Annotated in this window: 10 protein-coding genes; 9 read left to right on the top strand and 1 reads right to left on the bottom strand. The window is 56.6% G+C overall.

Going from position 1 to position 17,922, the window contains the following annotated elements:
* Positions 1 to 74: 74 nt before the first annotated feature.
* Complete coding sequence (locus ACFQ88_RS33085) at positions 75 to 1,298, bottom strand: ROK family transcriptional regulator (protein ID WP_379461299.1); 1,224 nt, start codon at positions 1,296 to 1,298, stop codon at positions 75 to 77.
* 500 nt (positions 1,299 to 1,798) lie between these two features.
* On the opposite strand from ACFQ88_RS33085, the gene hepB (ACFQ88_RS33080) reads away from it, so the two are divergent.
* From hepB (ACFQ88_RS33080) to ACFQ88_RS33040, 9 genes are all read left to right on the top strand, one after another.
* Entirely contained in the window at positions 1,799 to 4,102 is a 2,304-nt protein-coding gene (gene hepB, locus ACFQ88_RS33080) for a heparin/heparin-sulfate lyase HepB (RefSeq protein WP_379461297.1), read from the top strand.
* On the top strand, positions 4,099 to 5,556 hold the full coding sequence (locus ACFQ88_RS33075) for a sulfatase family protein (RefSeq protein ID WP_379461295.1): 1,458 nt from the start codon (positions 4,099 to 4,101) through the stop codon (positions 5,554 to 5,556). Before hepB (ACFQ88_RS33080) ends, ACFQ88_RS33075 begins: the two co-directional genes overlap by 4 nt.
* Positions 5,557 to 5,701: 145 nt before the next feature.
* Positions 5,702 to 6,838 carry a glycoside hydrolase family 88 protein gene (locus ACFQ88_RS33070; protein ID WP_379461293.1) on the top strand — a complete coding sequence of 379 codons (1,137 nt, stop codon included), beginning with the start codon at positions 5,702 to 5,704 and terminating at the stop codon, positions 6,836 to 6,838.
* Positions 6,839 to 6,994: 156 nt separating this feature from the next.
* Positions 6,995 to 9,040 (top strand): heparinase II/III domain-containing protein, encoded by a 2,046-nt coding sequence (locus ACFQ88_RS33065; protein ID WP_379461291.1) that lies wholly within the window; start codon positions 6,995 to 6,997, stop codon positions 9,038 to 9,040.
* 88 nt (positions 9,041 to 9,128) lie between these two features.
* On the top strand, positions 9,129 to 10,442 hold the full coding sequence (locus tag ACFQ88_RS33060) for an ABC transporter substrate-binding protein (RefSeq protein WP_239629853.1): 1,314 nt from the start codon (positions 9,129 to 9,131) through the stop codon (positions 10,440 to 10,442).
* 89 nt (positions 10,443 to 10,531) lie between these two features.
* Positions 10,532 to 12,838, top strand: coding sequence for a heparin/heparin-sulfate lyase HepB (hepB, locus tag ACFQ88_RS33055; protein WP_379461289.1), 2,307 nt, complete (start codon positions 10,532 to 10,534; stop codon positions 12,836 to 12,838).
* Positions 12,839 to 12,841: 3 nt separating this feature from the next.
* Positions 12,842 to 14,782, top strand: a complete 1,941-nt coding sequence (locus tag ACFQ88_RS33050; protein ID WP_379461287.1) for a heparinase II/III family protein — start codon at positions 12,842 to 12,844, stop codon at positions 14,780 to 14,782.
* An 87-nt stretch (positions 14,783 to 14,869) separates the two neighbouring features.
* A complete protein-coding gene (locus tag ACFQ88_RS33045; protein ID WP_379461285.1) occupies positions 14,870 to 16,375 on the top strand; it encodes a PHP domain-containing protein in 1,506 nt (501 codons plus the stop codon).
* A gap of 91 nt (positions 16,376 to 16,466) precedes the next feature.
* A complete protein-coding gene (locus tag ACFQ88_RS33040) occupies positions 16,467 to 17,870 on the top strand; it encodes a sulfatase family protein (protein ID WP_379461283.1) in 1,404 nt (467 codons plus the stop codon).
* The last annotated feature ends 52 nt before the right edge of the window (positions 17,871 to 17,922 follow it).

Here is a 17,922-nt window from a genome sequence, read left to right as displayed (position 1 = left end):
CGTATCAAGATCCGAAGCTCTGGAGGCAACAAAAAAAGGAGTGCGCCTCCGTTTCCGTTGCGCCTCCTTTGTCATTATTTGGCCAAGCTGGACTGCTGGGTGAAGAAAGAAAACGACATATGGCGGTCGAGCGCCATATTGGCCGCGCCCAATGCGCCGCCGATTTCCTTGAATTCGCCGATATGGACGACAGTAGCCGTCGACAGCTGGCTCATGGCGCGCTGGCGCATCACTTTGACGGCTGTTTGCACATAGCTAGGGCATTCCTTTGGAATCGTCCCGCCCAAGATGATCGCTTCGGGGTTGAGCAGGTTCACCAGGTTAGCCATCGTAATGCCGAGATAGGTCGCCGCGCGGGTGATCACCTGGCTGGACAGCTCGTCTCCTTGCTCGGCGGCTTGGCATATTTCTTCGGCTTTGAGCATTTGCAGATCAAAGCCGGGCTGCAGATGGAGCGACGAGTGCGCTCCCATGCGCAGCAGCCTGCGCGCCTCCAGCTCCATCGCCGGCGCCGCGGACAGCATTTGCAGGCAGCCGTGGTTGCCGCACGGACAGAGGGGGCCTTCGGCATCGACCGTCGTATGGCCGATTTCGCCTGCGCCCCCCAAGGCGCCGTGAATCAGCTCGCGATTCACGTAAATGCCGGCACCGATCCCGGAATCGATGCCTATATAGACCATATGGCGATAGTCTTTGCCAGCGCCATAACGGCATTCGGACAGCCCGCGCGCACGGCTCCGGTTCAGTACGACGGTAGGCCAGCCGAGCGCTTGCTCCAGCAGGGAACCGAGCTCGACCTGCTGCCAGCCCATGACAGCCGAGCTGCGCAGCAGCCCGTTGTGCGTGTCCACCAAGCCCGGAACGCCGATACCCAGGATCGGGATGGGACTTTTGTTGATTTTCTTTATAAAGTTGGGGATTTCCGTGACCAGCGCTTGTATGGCGGCCTCCGGGGTCAGAGGACTGAACGGAATGCGAACTTTATCTATCGTATGGCCCAGCAGGTCGAATGCGCCTAATGTCCAGGTCTGATGATTCAGATCGGCGCCAAGAATCGTATGGGAATAGGGCACGAGCTCCAGATTCGTGGCAGGGCGGCCACCTGTCGATTGCCGCAGCACCGTTTCATGGACAAGCCCAAGCTCAATCAGTTCATTAATCGTGACGGAAATCGTAGCGCGGCTTAAATCGGTCGATTGGGTAAGCTCAATGCGGGACATCGGGCCGTGTACTCTCAGCATTTGGAGAATAGCGGTTTTGCTGCCTTTTTGGTCCCAAACTTTACGAATATTTTCCATAAGGTTCCCTCGCCATTCATTTCGATCTCAAAATAGTTTTGCATTTACCATACCAAAATTACCGGAAGTTAGCAATGGGGGAGTCGGAACTAACGTAAACTATTTGACAAAATAAATCAAAAAAATAGATGGAAATGAAATTAGAATAACTTTTATTGTTAGATATAAGTTTAGTTATTGACATAAGTGGCGGACGGACGTATGATCAAGATGAGAATGGCAGGAAAGAATAGGCAGCGGTGGAGAGCCGCCGGTTCGATCGCAGCCGCTTTGGAATGAACGCAGAAGACTTAGAGTCGAGCACGGATAAATGTGTTTTTATCAAGGAAGGTTGACAGCGTTTACAGAAACGCGTGCTCGTAGACGTCGAAGCTGTGAATGGGCATCAATTGAAATTGAAACGTTTTAATAGACGGAACATCTGCATTTCAACCTAAGCTAGGATCAAATAGTTAATGATTAGCTTCAATATCTTATACCCCTGACAGGAGGAAATACGGATGAACCCTAAACCGATAATGACACCGCCGCCGGAGCATCCACGGTTGTTTTTGCGTAAACAGCATTTGCCGAAGCTGCGGGAATACATGGAACGGCCTGAGCTGAAGCAGGCATGGGAGCGGCTTGTAAAGTACAGCGAATACAGCTTGGAGGAAGCCCATTCCGAGCACTGTCCGGGAGATGTGTACGTCATTGAGGCGAATGCACTGATGTATTTGCTCAAGGAAGACCGCGAAGCGGGATGGAAGGCCAAGACATTGGCGCTGACCAGCATTACGAAAAATTTCAACCCGAACTTTCAGGACATTTCGCGGGATATCGGCCGTCTGATGCTGGCGGGTGCAATTGTATATGACTGGTGCTACGAGCTGGTGACGGAGGAAGAGCGGGCGTTCTTCGTCCGCCATTTCAAGCGGCTGGCTGAGCTGCTCGAATGCGGATATCCGCCGGTCAAGGAAGGCGCGTTCGTCGGGCATAGCTGCGAGTGGATGGTTCAGCGCGACATGCTGGGCACGGGCATTGCGATCTACGACGAGGACCCGGAGATGTATGAGGTATCGGCAGGCAGAGTGCTGCACCAGATGGTGCCGGCGCGCAATTTCTTTTATCCTTCCGGCTGGCATCACCAGGGAGACGGTTACGGCGGCGTGCGGTTTCAGTGCGAGCTGTACCCGACGTTCATCTTCGACCGGATGGGCTTCGGCAACGTATACGATCCGGCGCAGAGCGAGGTCGGCTACCAGTGGATCTACACCCGGAGGCCGGACGGCAAGCTGCTGCGGGACGGCGATACGACGCCGGTCATGCTGAAGCAGACGAAGTATACGCGGCTTCATTTCATTTATTCGATACTCGGCGGGTACTACAAGGATCCGTATTTTATAACCCAGTCGCAAAAGGACGAGGGGCGGTTCCAGGATAAAGACGTGCTGTTCGCCTTCCTGTTTGCGGACCCGGACGTTCAGGCGAAGCCGCTCGAGGAGCTGCCGCTGACCCGGTATTTCGGGGCTCCGACCGGAGTGATGGTAGCGCGTACGGGCTGGGAGGACGGTATCGATTCCAAAACGGTCGTGGCCGAAATGAAGGTCGGCATGTACCAGTACAACAACCACCAGCATTTGGATGCAGGCGCGTTCCAGCTGTATTACAAAGGCAACCTGGCCATCGATTCCGGCTCGTACAAAGGCTCTTCGGGAAAATACCATTCCCCGCACAACAAGTACTATTTCAAGCGGACGATCGCGCACAACACGATGCTGGTTTACGATCCCGACGAGCTTCAGCAATATCCTTACGTCAAGGACGGGGGCCTGGTGTGGCCTAACGTGAACGACGGAGGCCAGCGCTGGCCGAACGAGGGGCGTCCGCCTTTGACGCTGGACGATTTGTTGAATAAAGATTTCAAGCGCGCCGACGTGCTCGCTCATGCTATCGGACCGGACCCGATCCGTCCGGATTTCTCGTACATCAAAGGCGATATTACGGCAGCTTACTCGAACAAAATGAAGCAGTTCCAGCGCTCGTTCCTGTTCCTGAACTTCAAGGACGACAGCCATCCTGCGGCTCTTATCGTGTTTGATCGGGTCGTGTCCGCGAGCGCCGATTTCAAGAAATATTGGCTGCTCCACAGCATCGAGGAGCCGCACATCGAAGGCAGCCGGACGACGGTCTCCCGCAGCGAGGACGGATACAACGGCCAACTCGTTAACGATACGCTGCTTCCCGCACAAGGCAACCAGCAGATTGAGAAGGTCGGCGGCCCGGGCAAGGAGTATTGGGTGTTCGGCACCAACTATGTGAACGACTTCCCCGGCACGAAGGAGCAGGGAGAGTGGCGCATCGAGGTTAGTCCGCGCGAACCGGCGAGCGAAGATTTGTTCCTGAACGTCATGCAGGTGAAGGATATCGACGGACCGGCGGCGCTGCCGACGGTTAAGGTGGAGACGGAGTCGGTGGTCGGAGCGAAGATCAACGATTGGGTCGTCTTGTTCAGCAAAAGCGGAGAAAAGCTGCAGGAGGACATCGTGCTTCCGGAGCTGTCCGGCAATGCGGACGAATTGGGACGCGAATGGCATTATTGGGTCGCCGATCTGGCGCCGGGAGTATGGACGGCGGAGCTGGAATCGCCGGCTTCGCAAGGAGCCGAATGGGAGCGGCGGCATCTGGCCACGGAAACGGTGACCGGTGAGGGCGGCGTGCTGCACTGGACGTGGACGGCGGCCGCCGGACGAATCCGGCTGAGCTGCCGCGGACGCGGAGACGCTGATCAAGCCCGGTTCGGCGAAGGAGGGAAAGCACAATGAGCGAGAAGCCGAATGTCGTCATCATCATGGCCGACCAGCTTCGCTGGGATGCGTTCGGGGAGCATACGCCGAACATCAATCAGCTGAAGGCGGAGAGCGTTGTCTTCGACCGGGCTTACTGCGCCTCGCCGTTATGCGTCCCGGCTCGCGGAGCTTTTTTTACCGGCAAATATCCGAATGTAACGGGCTCGCTGATCAACCCGTGGACGGAGCAGGAGAAGCAGCACGGCATGGTTCGTCCCGAGCATGAGCACTGGTACGAACTGCTGGAGGAGCAATGGGACAGCTGGCATACCGGCAAGCAGCATTTGTTCACCGAGCCGAAGCTGGAGCATAGCGCAGACAGCAAAACCCATTGGCTGCAGCTGGAGCAGCGGTATGAAGCGTTCTTGAAGGCGAACGGCAAAAAGAAACCGGGTGGACCTGCCTTTCAAGGGCTCGTACCCGAGCTCGCCTTCGGCAAAATTACGCGAAAGCGCAAATACTCGATCCCAACCGTAGGCCGGTATGAGGAGGAGCTCGACTACTTCTACGACGGCTTCATCCTCAACGATTCGCTCAAGGCGATACGCAGCCGAGATCGCAGCAAGCCGTTCGCGCTGAACGCGATGTTTCTCGCGCCGCATCCTCCGCTCGACATTCCGGAGCCGTGGTATTCGATGATCCGGGACGTGAAGCTGCCGGATAACGTCGGCGTATGGGCCGACAATCAATCGCCGCTTCAGCTGTATAACCTGACGGGAATGCTCGGCTCGTCCTACACGCGCGAGGAATGGGAGCGCATATGGAAGGTGTACACCGGACTTGTCGCGCTGCTCGATCACTGCGTAGGGAAGCTCGTTGCCGAGCTGAAGCAGGAGGGCTTGTACGACAACACGCTGATTGTGTTCACCAGCGACCACGGGGAAATGCTCGGCTCGCACCGGCTTTGGCAAAAGATGTGCATGTACGAGGAGTCGGTGAAGACGCCGCTGTACATGAAGTTTCCGTCCGGGTTTACTCCGGCGATAACCTGGTCCGATGAGCCCGTCAGTAGCGTCGACGTGCTTCCTACGCTCTGCGATTATCTCGGCATCGAGACGCCGGAGGGGGTATCGGGCCGATCCTTGATGCCGCTTCTACGCGGAGAGCGGGCGACGCTCGAGCGCGAACGGATCTTCATCCAGTTCGATGGAAACGGGGCGCGGAGCAACTTCCAGCGGTGCGTGATCGAGGGAGACTACAAGCTGATCGTTGACATTTTTAAGGATGAAATGTTTATCGAGCTGTACGATGTGACGAACGATCCGCAGGAAATGACCAATTTGGCATTTCGGTCGGAGGAGCATGGCCGCCGCATCGAAAGCATGCTGGAAGCCTTAAGGCAGTACATGTGCGATACGAACGATTTGTTGGAATTGCCTGACGGGTTATACGAGCAATTTTTGGCCGATTACGAGGCATTTAAAGCATAAGGATCAAGCAATTACAGCATAGCATGACACCTACCGCTGTATGGGCGATCGCCTAAGCTGCAGATTCGTTCGCCGGACTGCAGCTTAAGCGGCACGAATCGACGATTAAACGGACTTATACCGATCTTAAGGAGAGAACATGGGAATGAGCGTACAACCGAACGAACGATGGGTTGAGGAAGCATGGGGCAAAGTAATTGCCAAAATCGATCAAACGAGCCGGACGATCGGAGCGGGATTTCCGCACGTGTCCAAGGAAGGCAAATATGATTGCACGGAGCCGAACGGGTGGACATCCGGCTTCTGGCCGGGGCTCTTGTGGCTCGTATACCGCGATACGAACAATGAAGAGCTGAAGCGGTTAGCCGAAGAATGCGAGAGCAAGATGGACGTGTGCATCGACGAATATACGAAGCTGCATCACGATGTCGGCTTCATGTGGAGTCTGACGTCGGTAGCCAACTACAAGCTGACGGGAAGTGACGAGTCGAAGCTGCGCGCCTTGAAGGTGGCGGCGTGGCTTGCAAGCCGGTTCAATATCCGGGGCAATTACATCCGTGCTTGGAACGACAGCAACTGGAAGAGCGAGAACGGCAATGCCGGCTGGGCCATTATCGACTGCATGATGAATCTGAGCCTGCTGTTCTGGGCTTCCGAGGAAATAAGGGACCCGCGGTTCAAGCATATTGCGATGGAGCATGCGAACACCGTACTGCGGGAGTTTGTCCGTGAAGACGGCTCCGTCTATCACATCGTCCAATTCGACCCCGAGACCGGGGAGCGCGTCGGCGCATTGGGCGGCCAAGGCTTCGCGCCGGAATCGGCGTGGGCGAGAGGTGCAGCATGGGCGCTGTACGGCTTGGCGCTGTGCTACAAGTATACACAGGACGACAAGTACTTGCAGGGCAGCAAGAAGGTGGCGCACTTCTTCCTGGCTAATTTGCCGGAAGACCTGGTGCCTTACTGGGACTTCCGCCTGACGACGCAGGAGGGAGCGCCTAGAGACTCTTCGGCTGCGGCGATTGCGGCGAGCGGCCTGCTGCTGCTGGAAGAGCTTCTGCCTGCAGAGGAAGGCCGATTGTACGGAACGTCGGCGAGACGCATCTTGCGATCGATGGCGGAGCAATACGCGATCTGGGACGCGAGCGACGAAGCGATACTGCCTCACGGCACGGGCCACTGGCCAGCCAACAAAAACATTGATGTCGGCTTGATCTACGGCGACTATTATTTCGTCGAAGCGCTGGCGAAGCTGCGCGGACAGACGGAGCTGTTCTGGTGAGAAAACCTCTACCCGAGGCCTTTCAAAGATGAGCGACCGCGTTCAATGGTAGGTTTTATCGCCAATAGAAAAGCTCTTCGGTACGCTCTATCGCTTTACCGAACTTAAACTTTCCTATGTGGTAACCAAGTAGCGTCAAGCTGGGAGAGATGGAACATGCAGGTGCTGAACCGATTCAACCCATGGAAAACAAGGCTCGCGCTGCCGCTTCTGCTGAGCTTCGCCATGCTGACCGCCTGCACCGGCACAGCAGGCCAAACGGCGGATCCGGCGGAAGCGGCTCCGAAGCCGGCCGCCGTCGAGCCGCCACCGTCGCAGGCGTTTGCGCCGTACACGGGCGCGCCTCCGAATGCGGAGCAAATCATCGGCGATTTGCAGCGAAACAACCCGAAGCAGCAGCATCCGCGGTTGTTTGCGACGGCCGATACGTTTGCGAGGCTCAAGGAGGAGGTCAAGAGCGAGCCCCGGCTGCGCAAATGGTACGCCGATCTGCGCAAAGCGGCCGACAAGACGCTGACGAAGCCGGTCGGCGAATACGCCACGCCCGACGGCCGAAGAATGCTGTCGGCGCGGGATGCAAGGCCGGTCATCGAGCAGAACGCAATGATGTACCGGCTGAGCGGGGAAGAGAAGTACGCGAAGCGGGCCGTGCAGGAAATGACGGCGCTCACCGCTTTTCCCGACTGGAACGACAAGAAGGAGTTTCTCAACACCGCCGAAATTACGGCGGGAATGGGCATCGGCTACGACTGGCTGTATGACTATTTGACTCCGGAGCATCGCGAGGCCGTACGCAAGGCGATGGTGGAGAAAGGGCTGCAAAAGGCGGTCGACGCCCACAACAACAAAGCGTGGTGGACCGTCCGGACCGATCCGGTCAACAATTGGAGCGCCGTCTGTAACGGCGGCATCATTGTCGGGGCGCTCGCTATCGGCGACGAGGAGCCGGTCAAGGCGATTGCCGGAGACATCATCGCGAGGTCGCTGCAATCGGCTCGCAGCATCATTGTCAGCCACTGGGAGCCGGACGGGGGCTGGAGCGAAGGCCCCGGCTACTGGCGCTACATGATGGAGTACGCGGTCAGCTACATGGCGGCGATGCAAACCTCGCTCGGGACGACGTACGGGCATGCGCAGGCGCCGGGCTTGCATAAAACGGCCTTTTTCCCGGTGTATACGACGGGGCCGCAAGGGACGTTCAACTTTGCCGACAGCGACAGCGGCAAAATGAAAATTCCCGAGCTGTTCTGGCTGGCCAAAGCGACGAACGATCCGAAGCTCGCAGGACAGCGGATCGCGATGATGGACGATGCGAAGCAAAACGGCGGCGTATATGATTTGCTCTGGTACGATCCGAAGCTTGTCGACGCGAACATGACGCTGCCAACGGACGTGTACTACCGCGAAGCGGAGCTCGTGACCATGCGCAGCAAATGGAACGACCCTGCAGCCGCTTTTGCCGGATTCAAGGCGGGAACGGCGATAGCGAGCCACTCGCATTCCGATATCGGCCAGTTCGTATTTCATGCCAACGGCGAGCAGTGGGCTATCGATCCCGGCAAGGACGATTACAACTTGAAAGGCTACTTCAATTACGACAAGGAACGTTACACCTATTATCGGTTGAAGCCGGAAGGACACAATACGCTGGTGATCAATCCGGATCCGCAGTTTCAGCAGGATCAGGCCTCGATGAGCCGCATCACCGGATACGTCTCCAAGCCTCAGGGAGCTTATGCCATAGCCGATATGCAGCCTGCCTATGCCAGACAGGCTGAGTCGGCGAAGCGGGGCGTTCTGTTCGCCGACCGTAAGCGTCTTATTGTCGAAGACGAAATGCAGCTGAAGGCTCCGTCCGCTTTCTGGTGGTTTATGCATACGAAAGCCGACGTGCAACTAGCGGAGGACGGCAAATCGGCGCTGCTGACTCAGAACGGACAGCGGCTGTGGGTTACGATGTCCTATCCCAAGGATGCGCCGATACCGCAGGCGGTTTTCCAGGTTATGGAGGCGAAGCCGCTGCCGGAGTCTCCGAATCCGCAAGGACAAATTGCCAATAACGGCATCCGCAAGCTGGCGATCCGGCTCGAAGGCGTGAAGGACGTGCGCCTGGCGGTAGAGCTGATCCCGCTTGCCAAGGGCGAGGCCGTCCCTAAGACAGGGCAGGAATATGTGCCTTTATCCGAATGGAAGCTGCCTTAGACGTCAACGTCCTAAACCGTGAACCGATATGAATTGCTTATAGCCATTTTTCTCACTTTGGAATCATACTGAGGGGGTCTTTTCCGTGATGAAGAAACGTGCAATGGTACCATGTTTGGTTGGTTTGGCCGTGGCGTTGTCCGGCTGCAGTCAAGAGAAGGCGAGTGAAGCGCCGCCCAAGCCGGCGGAGAGCAAGGAGCCGGTGAAGCTTGTCGTGTACAGCTACAGCTCCGGCATTCAGGATTCGGAGTTCCAGAAGTTTTTTGTCGAGCCGGTGCAGAAGAAATACCCGAACATATCGATGCAGCTCATCTCCCGCAACGGGGATAAGGATACGCCTGAGCAGATTATCGCCTCCGGCAACCTGCCCGATTTGATTTTGACGAGCAATGTCTACATCGGCATGTTCAACAAGCTCGGACTGGGCATGGACCTGACTGAGCTGGCGAAGAAAAACAACGTCGATTTCAATCGCTTCGATCCGATAGGCATGGGCGCGATCAAGCAGTTCGGGGATAAAGGCGAAGTGTACGCCCTTCCGTTCTCGATGAACTACGGCATGATGATTTACAACAAGGACATTTTCGATAAATTCGGGGTTCCGTATCCGACGGACGGCATGACATGGGATCAAACGATCGAGCTGGCCAAGAAGCTGACTCGCAAGGAGGAAGGTATCCAATACATCGGTATCGATCCGGATTATCCCGAAAATTTGACGAGGCAATATTCCTTGCCGTACGTCGACGAGAAGGAAGAAAAGCCGCTTATCAATACGCAAGGGTACAAGACCGCGTTTTCCAAGCTGAAAGCGATGTACGAGATTCCCGGCTTTATCGGCGAGAAGAACAAATTCATGTATACGTCGAACGGGTTTTTCAAGGACCGCATTTTGGCCATGTATCCGGTGTGGGGCGACGGGGTCGTAGGCACGTTCGAGGATATGGCTCAAGAGGGCAAGCCGCTCAACTGGGATATGGTGACGTATCCGAGCTTCGAAGACCGTCCGGGAATCGGCAAGCCCGTCGATTTGCATTTGATGATGCTTTCCCCGAAAAGCAAGCACCAGCAGGAGGCGTTCCAAGTCATGTCTACGCTTATTTCCGAAGAGGCGCAGATTACGATGAACAAAACGGGGCGCATGACGGTGCTCAACAACGATGCGGTCAAAAAAACGTACGCTTCCGAGCTGAAAGGCTTCCAAGGCAAAAACGTACAGTCGGTGTTCAAATCCAAGCAGGCAGAAATTGTGAAGCCTACCGATTACGACCTGCCGTTCAAGCAGCTGATCCGTGAGGGTGCCAAGGATATGGCGCAAAACAATAAGGACGTCAACACCGTGCTGCGGGAAATACAGGATAAAGCGGAAAAAGCGATGCTGGACATCAAGCGATCGAAATAGCAGGTGAAATAGCGAGCGAAATACCGAACGAATTACCGGTCAAAACGATACGAAAGTTGACCCCAATATGGCTAAGGGAGGCGCCGACAATGTACCCACAACCGCCGTATACTCCGCCGCAGGAGCATCCGCGATTAATGCTTAGAAGCAAGGACTTGCCCGGCTTGCGGGAGAAACGGTCGAGACCCGAGATGAAGCAGGTATGGGAGCGGCTGGTTTATTTCAGCCAAGTGGATATCAAGGATGCTCTATCCTGCGACAATCCGGATGATGTGTATCTTATCGAAGCCAATGCGCTCATGTACGTGCTGGACGGAGACCGAGAAGCCGGGCTGCGTGCCAAAGCGCTCGCGCTCAGCAGCATTACGAAGTCGTTCAATCCTAACTTCCAGGATATTTCCCGGGCTATAGGAAGGCTGATGCTGTCGGCCTCCGTCGCCTACGACTGGTGCCGAGAGCTGATCAGCGACGAGGAACGGCAGTTTATGATCGGCCACTTCAAACGGCTGGCCCATATGCTGGAGTGCGGCTTTCCTCCGAAAAAGGAAGGCTCGATCGTTGGCCATACGAGCGAATGGATGCTCATGCGCGATTTGATCGGAACCGGTATCGCCATTTATGACGAGGACCCGGAGATCTATGATGTGGCTGCAGGGAGATTTTATGCCGAAATGGTGCCGGCGCGCAATTTTTTCTATCCGTCCGGCTGGCATCATCAAGGCGATAATTACGGCACATACCGGTACCAGGCCGAGCTGTATGCGACTTGGATCATGGACCGGATGGGAGCGGGCAATCCTTACGACCCGTCGCAAGGCGAGGTCGGCTACCAGTGGATTTATACCCGCCGTCCGGACGGAAAGCTGCTTCGCGACGGAGACAGTGACAACCCGGTATATGCGGAGCATCAGTATATTCGGCTGTTTCCGCTTGTTTATTTGATGGCGGGCAGCTATTACGGCAATCCGTATTTCATGGATCAGCAGTTCCGGGAATTTCAGACGATACCGGACATGTACGTCTTTCATGCCTACTTGTTCTACAACCCGGACGTAGAGCCCAAGTCGATCCGGGAGCTGCCGCTGACCCGTTATTTCGGCAAGCCGACAGGGATTATGATCGCCCGCACCGGCTGGGACGAAGGGATCGACCGCGGTTCCCCTACCGTCGTTGCCGAAATGCGGATCGGCGAGTATCAATACAACAATCATCAACATCTCGATGCAGGCGCGTTCCAGCTGTATTACAAAGGCTACCTGGCGATTGACTCCGGTATATACAAAGGGTCTTCAGGCAAATACCACTCGCCGCATAACAAATATTATTTCAAAAGGACGATTGCGCACAATTCGGTGCTGGTATACGACCCCAACGAGCTGGAGCAGTATCCTTACGTCAAAGACGGCGGTCTTGTCTGGCCGAACGTGAACGACGGCGGGCAGCGCTGGCCGAACGAAGGCCGTCCGCCCCTGACGCTGGACGATTTGCTCGGCAAAGATTTCAAGCGGGGCGAGGTGCTGGCGCATGCGTTCGGACCGGATCCGATGGAGCCTGACTTCTCCTATCTTAAAGGGGACATTACGGAGGCTTATTCTAGCAAAATGAAGCAGTTCCAGCGCTCGTTCCTGTTCCTGAACTTCAAGGATTCGGAGCATCCGGCGGCATTGATTGTATTCGACCGGGTCGTGTCGGCGAATGCCGATTTCAAGAAATATTGGCTGCTGCACAGCGTAGAGGAGCCGCAAATTTCGGGAAGCCGCACGGTCATCTCGCGCACCGAGGACGGCTACAACGGCCAGCTGATCTGCGATACGCTGCTGCCGGAGCCCGATAATCAGCAGATCGTCCCCGTCGGCGGAGCGGGCAAGGAATTTTGGGTGTTTGGCGCCAACTACATCAACGACTTCCCGAGCACTAAGGAGCAGGGAGCCTGGCGGATCGAGGTGAGTCCAATGAATCCGGCGGAGCAGGATTATTTCCTCCATGTCATGCAGGTAAAAGATATCGACGGCCCGGCAGCGCTGCCGTCCGTGAAGGTGGACACCGGGGCGCTGGCCGGAGCAAAAATCAATAACTGGCTCGTACTGTTCAGCAAAAGCGGACATCGGCTTTGCGAGGAGCTGACGCTCGATCCGGATGTGTTAGGCGGTAGTAGTCTAAGCAGTTTGAGCGAAGAGCAAGGCGCTGTCGATGCACAGGGCAGCGCCGCAGAAGCGGGCGGCATTAGTATCGTTATCGCCGACCTGGCGGCAGGGATATGGACCGTCGAGCAGGGCGGCGTTACGGAGCGGCATGAGGTAACCGAGGCTGGAGGGGTGCTTCACTTGACGGGAGTAAGCGAAGCGATCCGTCTGATCCCCCCTGCCGACAAGGCGAACCGGAAGGAGTCATTATAAACGATGAAGAGCTTATACGAATGGTTTTCCGTTCAAGGTCTTGCAGACGGACTGCTGGGGAAGGCAGACTACAAGCCGTTTCCGATCATTGAGCAGAGGAACGAATGGGAGGCGCTGCCCTCCGAGCTGCGGCAATCGGTGGTGGCCGAAGGCGAGAAGTATTTGGATTACCAGTGGCCGATGCTTACGGCAGCGATGTACGGAGAGTTTGCGCAAAACGGCAACCGGTCCCGCTACGACGGGCCGTATCATCTGCGCAGAAGGGCGGTTACCAGCCTTGCCCTGGCCGAGTGCGTGGAGAACAAGGGACGATTTCTGAAGGATATCGTCGACGGCATTTGGCTTATCAGCGAGGAGTCGGGCTGGGTCATTTCCGCTCATAACCGGATGTTCCAGCGCGAGCACGCGGATTTGCCGAACGTGGCGGAGCAGCCGGGTATCGACTTGTTCGCCGCCGAAACCGGCAACCTGTTTGCGTGGCTGCACTACTTGCTCCGTCCGGCGCTCGATAGAATCAACCCGCTGATTGACCGGCGGATCCTTGATGAGCTGCGCCGGCGCATTCTCGACCCCTACCTCCAGCGCGACGATTGCTGGTGGATGGGCTTGCAGGAACGGGATAAGCGTCTGAATAACTGGACGCCGTGGTGCACCTCAAACTGCCTAAGCGCCTTTCTCCTCGCGGAGGAGGATGCCGGCCGCCGGCTTCAGGCCGTGCAGAAGGCGATGCGCAGCATCGACCGGTTCCTGTCGATGCATCCGGCTGACGGCGGCTGCGACGAAGGCCCCGGCTACTGGAACAAAGCGGGCGGCTCGCTGTTCGATTGCCTGGAGCTGCTGTTCGCCGCTACGGAAGGGAAGTTCAACGTTTACGACGAGCCGCTTATTCAGAACATCGCGAGGTACATTTACAAGGTACATATCCATGACCGGTATTTCCTGAATTTTGCCGACGGTCCGCACCGGATTACGGTAGAAGAGGATTTGGTATACCGCTACGGCAAAAGGATCGGGAATGAGAATATGATGGCTCTCGGCACGGCGTTCCATCAAATGCTCGGTACCGGGGGATGGAAGAACATGAAGTTCTTATCGTTCCTCCGCGTCCTGCCTGCATTGTTCAACTACCGGAATATCGACGACGATTCCCGCTCGCTCACCTTCCGTAAGGACATGTGGATGGAAGGGATTCAGGTGATGGCGGCGCGCGAGACCGAAGCATCCGACCGCGGGCTATATGTGGCCATGAAGGGCGGCCACAATCTGGAGAGCCATAACCATAACGACATAGGGCATTTCGTCGTCTATGCCGACGGGCTGCCGGTGCTGATCGATGTCGGGGTGGAGGAATATACGGCCAAAACGTTCAGCGCCCAGCGCTACGAAATTTGGACGATGCAGTCCGGCTACCACAGCCTTCCGACCATCAACGGCTTCATGCAGCAGGACGGAAGCGAGTACCGCGCGACGGACGCCAAGTACGAGGCATCGGATGAATGCTCGCAGCTTACGCTCGACCTGGCTTCCGCTTACTTGCCGGAGGCGGGGATAGCCTCATGGATTCGCACCGGCAGGCTGCTTCATCCTTCCGGGACCGGAGCAGAGGCTGTTGTGGAGCTGGAGGAGCAGTATACGTTCAACGCCAAAGCCGACGAATGCCGCTTCACCTTAAACCTGATGACCTGCTGCGAGCCTAAGCTGCAAGAGAACGGCGTTGTGACGTTTGTACGCGGGACGGGGCAAGGAGCGGCAGCGGAAGCGAAAGAAGCGCTGCAGATGGAATTCGACGGCTCGCAATTCACCGTTGCTGTCGAAACGGTTGCGCTGGAGGACAAAAAGCTGCGCAACGCCTGGGGCGAGCGGCTGTACCGGATTGTCCTTGCTCCGACAGAGCTCAGACGGCAGGGAGGACATACGCTCCGTTTCCGGCAGGCTCGGGGATAGGACCGATTTTCGCAGGCATTACGCCATACGATCTGCCATTCAGAAATTACCATACTTCCACCATACAAATAGGAGAGGATCATACTTATGCCATTATATTGGGGAGATTTACACAATCATTGCGGAATCAGCTACGGCTTCGGAGGCTTGGAGAACGCCTTGCTGGCGGCCAAAGGACAGCTCGACTTCGTGGCGATCATCGGCCACGCATCCTGGTACGACATTCCGGAGCGCACGGAGGGCCTAGAGTACTTGGTCGATTTCCATAAGGAGGGCTTCGCCAAGCTGCGCGGTCATTGGGACCAGGTTCGCGATACGGTGCGGAGCTTCAACGTTCCCGGGGAATTCGTCACCTTCCAAGGCTACGAAGCGCATTCCAGCAAGTACGGCGACCACCATTTCGTATCGCCGGACGACGATCTTCCTCTCGTAGAAGGGGAGTCGCCCGCAGCCATCGTAGCGAAGCTCGCTCCTCGCCGTGTCATCGCCGTGCCGCATCATGTCGGCTATACGCCGGGCTATCGCGGCGGCAACTGGGACAGCTTCAATACGGCGATCAGCCCGATTGTCGAGGTATATTCCAAACACGGCAGCGGGATGTCCGATCAAGGCATGTACCCGTACTACCACGACATGGGACCGCGCGATTCCCGCAGCAGCGTATCCGAGGCGCTGCGGCGCAAGCACCGGTTCGGCTTCGTCGGCTCGACGGACCATCATGCGGGCTATCCGGGCTCTTACGGCGACGGACGGCTTGCGGTTCTGGCCGATGCGAAGACGAGGGAATCGATCTGGGAAGCGATTCTCGCCCGCAGAACGTACGCGGTGACCGGCGACAAAATCCAATGCCGCTTCACAATGAACGGCCAGCCTATGGGCAGCGAGGTGCAAGCCCGCGAACGCCATCTCGAATTGGACGTTACAGGCTGCGATCAGATCGACAAAATCGTCGTGTACAAAAATTTGCAGCCGCATAAAGTCATTAACGGCGAATCGCTGCTGGCTTCAGGCGGCACCGACGGCGCAGCAAGCGGCATTTATAAAGTAAGAATCGAGATGGGCTGGGGCAACAGCAAGAACGGCTTCGCTTGGCATGGGGAAGCTGCACTGAATTGCGGCAAGCTGCTCTCCGTAGAGACGTGCTTCCGCGGCCGCAGCGTGCTCGCTCCAACACCGGAAATGAAGGATGACCCCGCGATGAACGAGCTCGGCAACAAGCTCATCGGGCAGACGGAATCCGGCGTGGAGTGGAGCTGCATGACGTTCAAAAACCCTACGACGATGCATTCGCACACCGCTGCGCTCATCTTGGAAATCGAAGGCGGGACGGATACGGAGCTTCGCGTGCAGTTGAACGGTACCGAGGTTACGGCAACCGTAGGAGAGCTGCTCCAAGGCAACCGCACCAAGCACCTGCATCCGTACAACTCCGAGGCGATTGTACTGCATCGCGCGATTCCGCAGCAGGCTTACACGGTAAAGGAAGCTTGGACGGATACGAATGTCGAATCCGATTGCGACGTGTATCATGTGGAAGTGAAGCAGGTTAACGGCCAGTGTGCCTGGATTTCGCCTATTTATGCGCTTGCTTGACCCGACCGACCCGACCGGATCTCGGGGAGTACAGCATACGCTGCACGCGATTGTGATTCTATCAGCCAATTAGCAAAGGAGAATGCCAACGATGACCCGACCGAACATCGTGTTCATCATGAGCGACGACCATGCCGCTCATGCGATGAGCTGCTACGGCAGCCGCATCAATAAGACGCCGAATCTCGACCGGATTGCGAACGAAGGAATGCGCTACGACAATTGCTTTTGCACGAACGCCATTTGCGCGCCGAGCCGGGCTACCATACTGACCGGTCTGTACAATCATCTTAACGGCGTGCAAACGCTGGCGGACAAATTCGACGGAAGCCAGCCGACCGTATCAAAGCTGCTGCAGCAGGACGGTTATCAGACGGCGATTATCGGCAAATGGCATCTCGGCCACGGCGGCAGCAGCGATCCTACCGGCTTCGATTATTGGAGCGTGCTGCCAGGCCAAGGAGATTACAACAACCCGACGTTCATCGAGATGGGAACGGAGAAGCAGTACGAAGGCTATGTTACGGACATCATCACCGATCATTCGATCGATTGGATAAGCAAGCGCGATAAGGACCGTCCTTTCTTCCTTATGTGCCATCACAAGGCACCGCATCGCCCGTGGATTCCGGACGCGAAGCACGCACACCTGTATGAAGACGAAGTGATCCCGGAGCCTCCTACCTTCGACGACGATTACAGCAACCGCGCGGCTGCGGCGGAGGCGGCGATCATGAGAATCGACCGCGATCTGAAGCACCGCGATTTGAAAGCCGACCCGCCGGAGGGCAAAACCAGCCGCGAGTTGAAAAGCTGGAAGTACCAGCGCTATATTAAAGACTACTTGCGCTGCGTCGCTTCCATTGACGATAATGTCGGACGTCTGCTCGACACGCTGGATGCTGAAGGCATCGCAGACGATACGATCGTCATTTATACGTCCGATCAAGGCTTTTTCCTCGGGGACCACGGCTGGTTCGACAAAAGGTTCATGTACGAGGAATCGCTGCGTATGCCGTTCATCGTCCGCTATCCGCGCGAAATTGCGCCGGGCTCCGTGCAGGACGCGATGGCATTGAACGTCGACTTCGCGCCGACCTTCCTGGATTATGCGGGTTTGTCGGTACCGGAATGGATGCAGGGGTTGAGCTTGCGACCGCTGATGAAGGGTGAGCTGCCGGAAGGCTGGCGCACCTCCATGTACTACCGCTACTGGATGCACCTGACCGAGCACGGAGTGTACGCCCACTACGGCTTGCGGACGCACGACTACAAGCTCATTTATTATTATGCCGAAGCATTGGGAGCGACGGGTGCGATCGACGATCCGAAGCCGCCGGAGTGGGAGCTGTTCGATCTGCGCCGGGACTCGGCCGAGATGCGCAACGTGTATTCCGATCCGGCCTATGCCGATACGGTGCGGCAGCTTACGGACGAATTGCACCGGCTTCAGCTGGAAGTCAAAGACACGCCTTATGTAGAAGCGGCGAGATAAGTATAATACGCTGACAAGTTTTCAACACCTACCTTCTGTTCCAACAGCGGAT

Origin of the sequence: Paenibacillus sp. NPDC056579 (assembly GCF_042793215.1) — a bacterium.
Lineage (GTDB): Bacteria > Bacillota > Bacilli > Paenibacillales > NBRC-103111 > Paenibacillus_S.
This window is presented reverse-complemented; position numbering and strand designations above follow the sequence as displayed.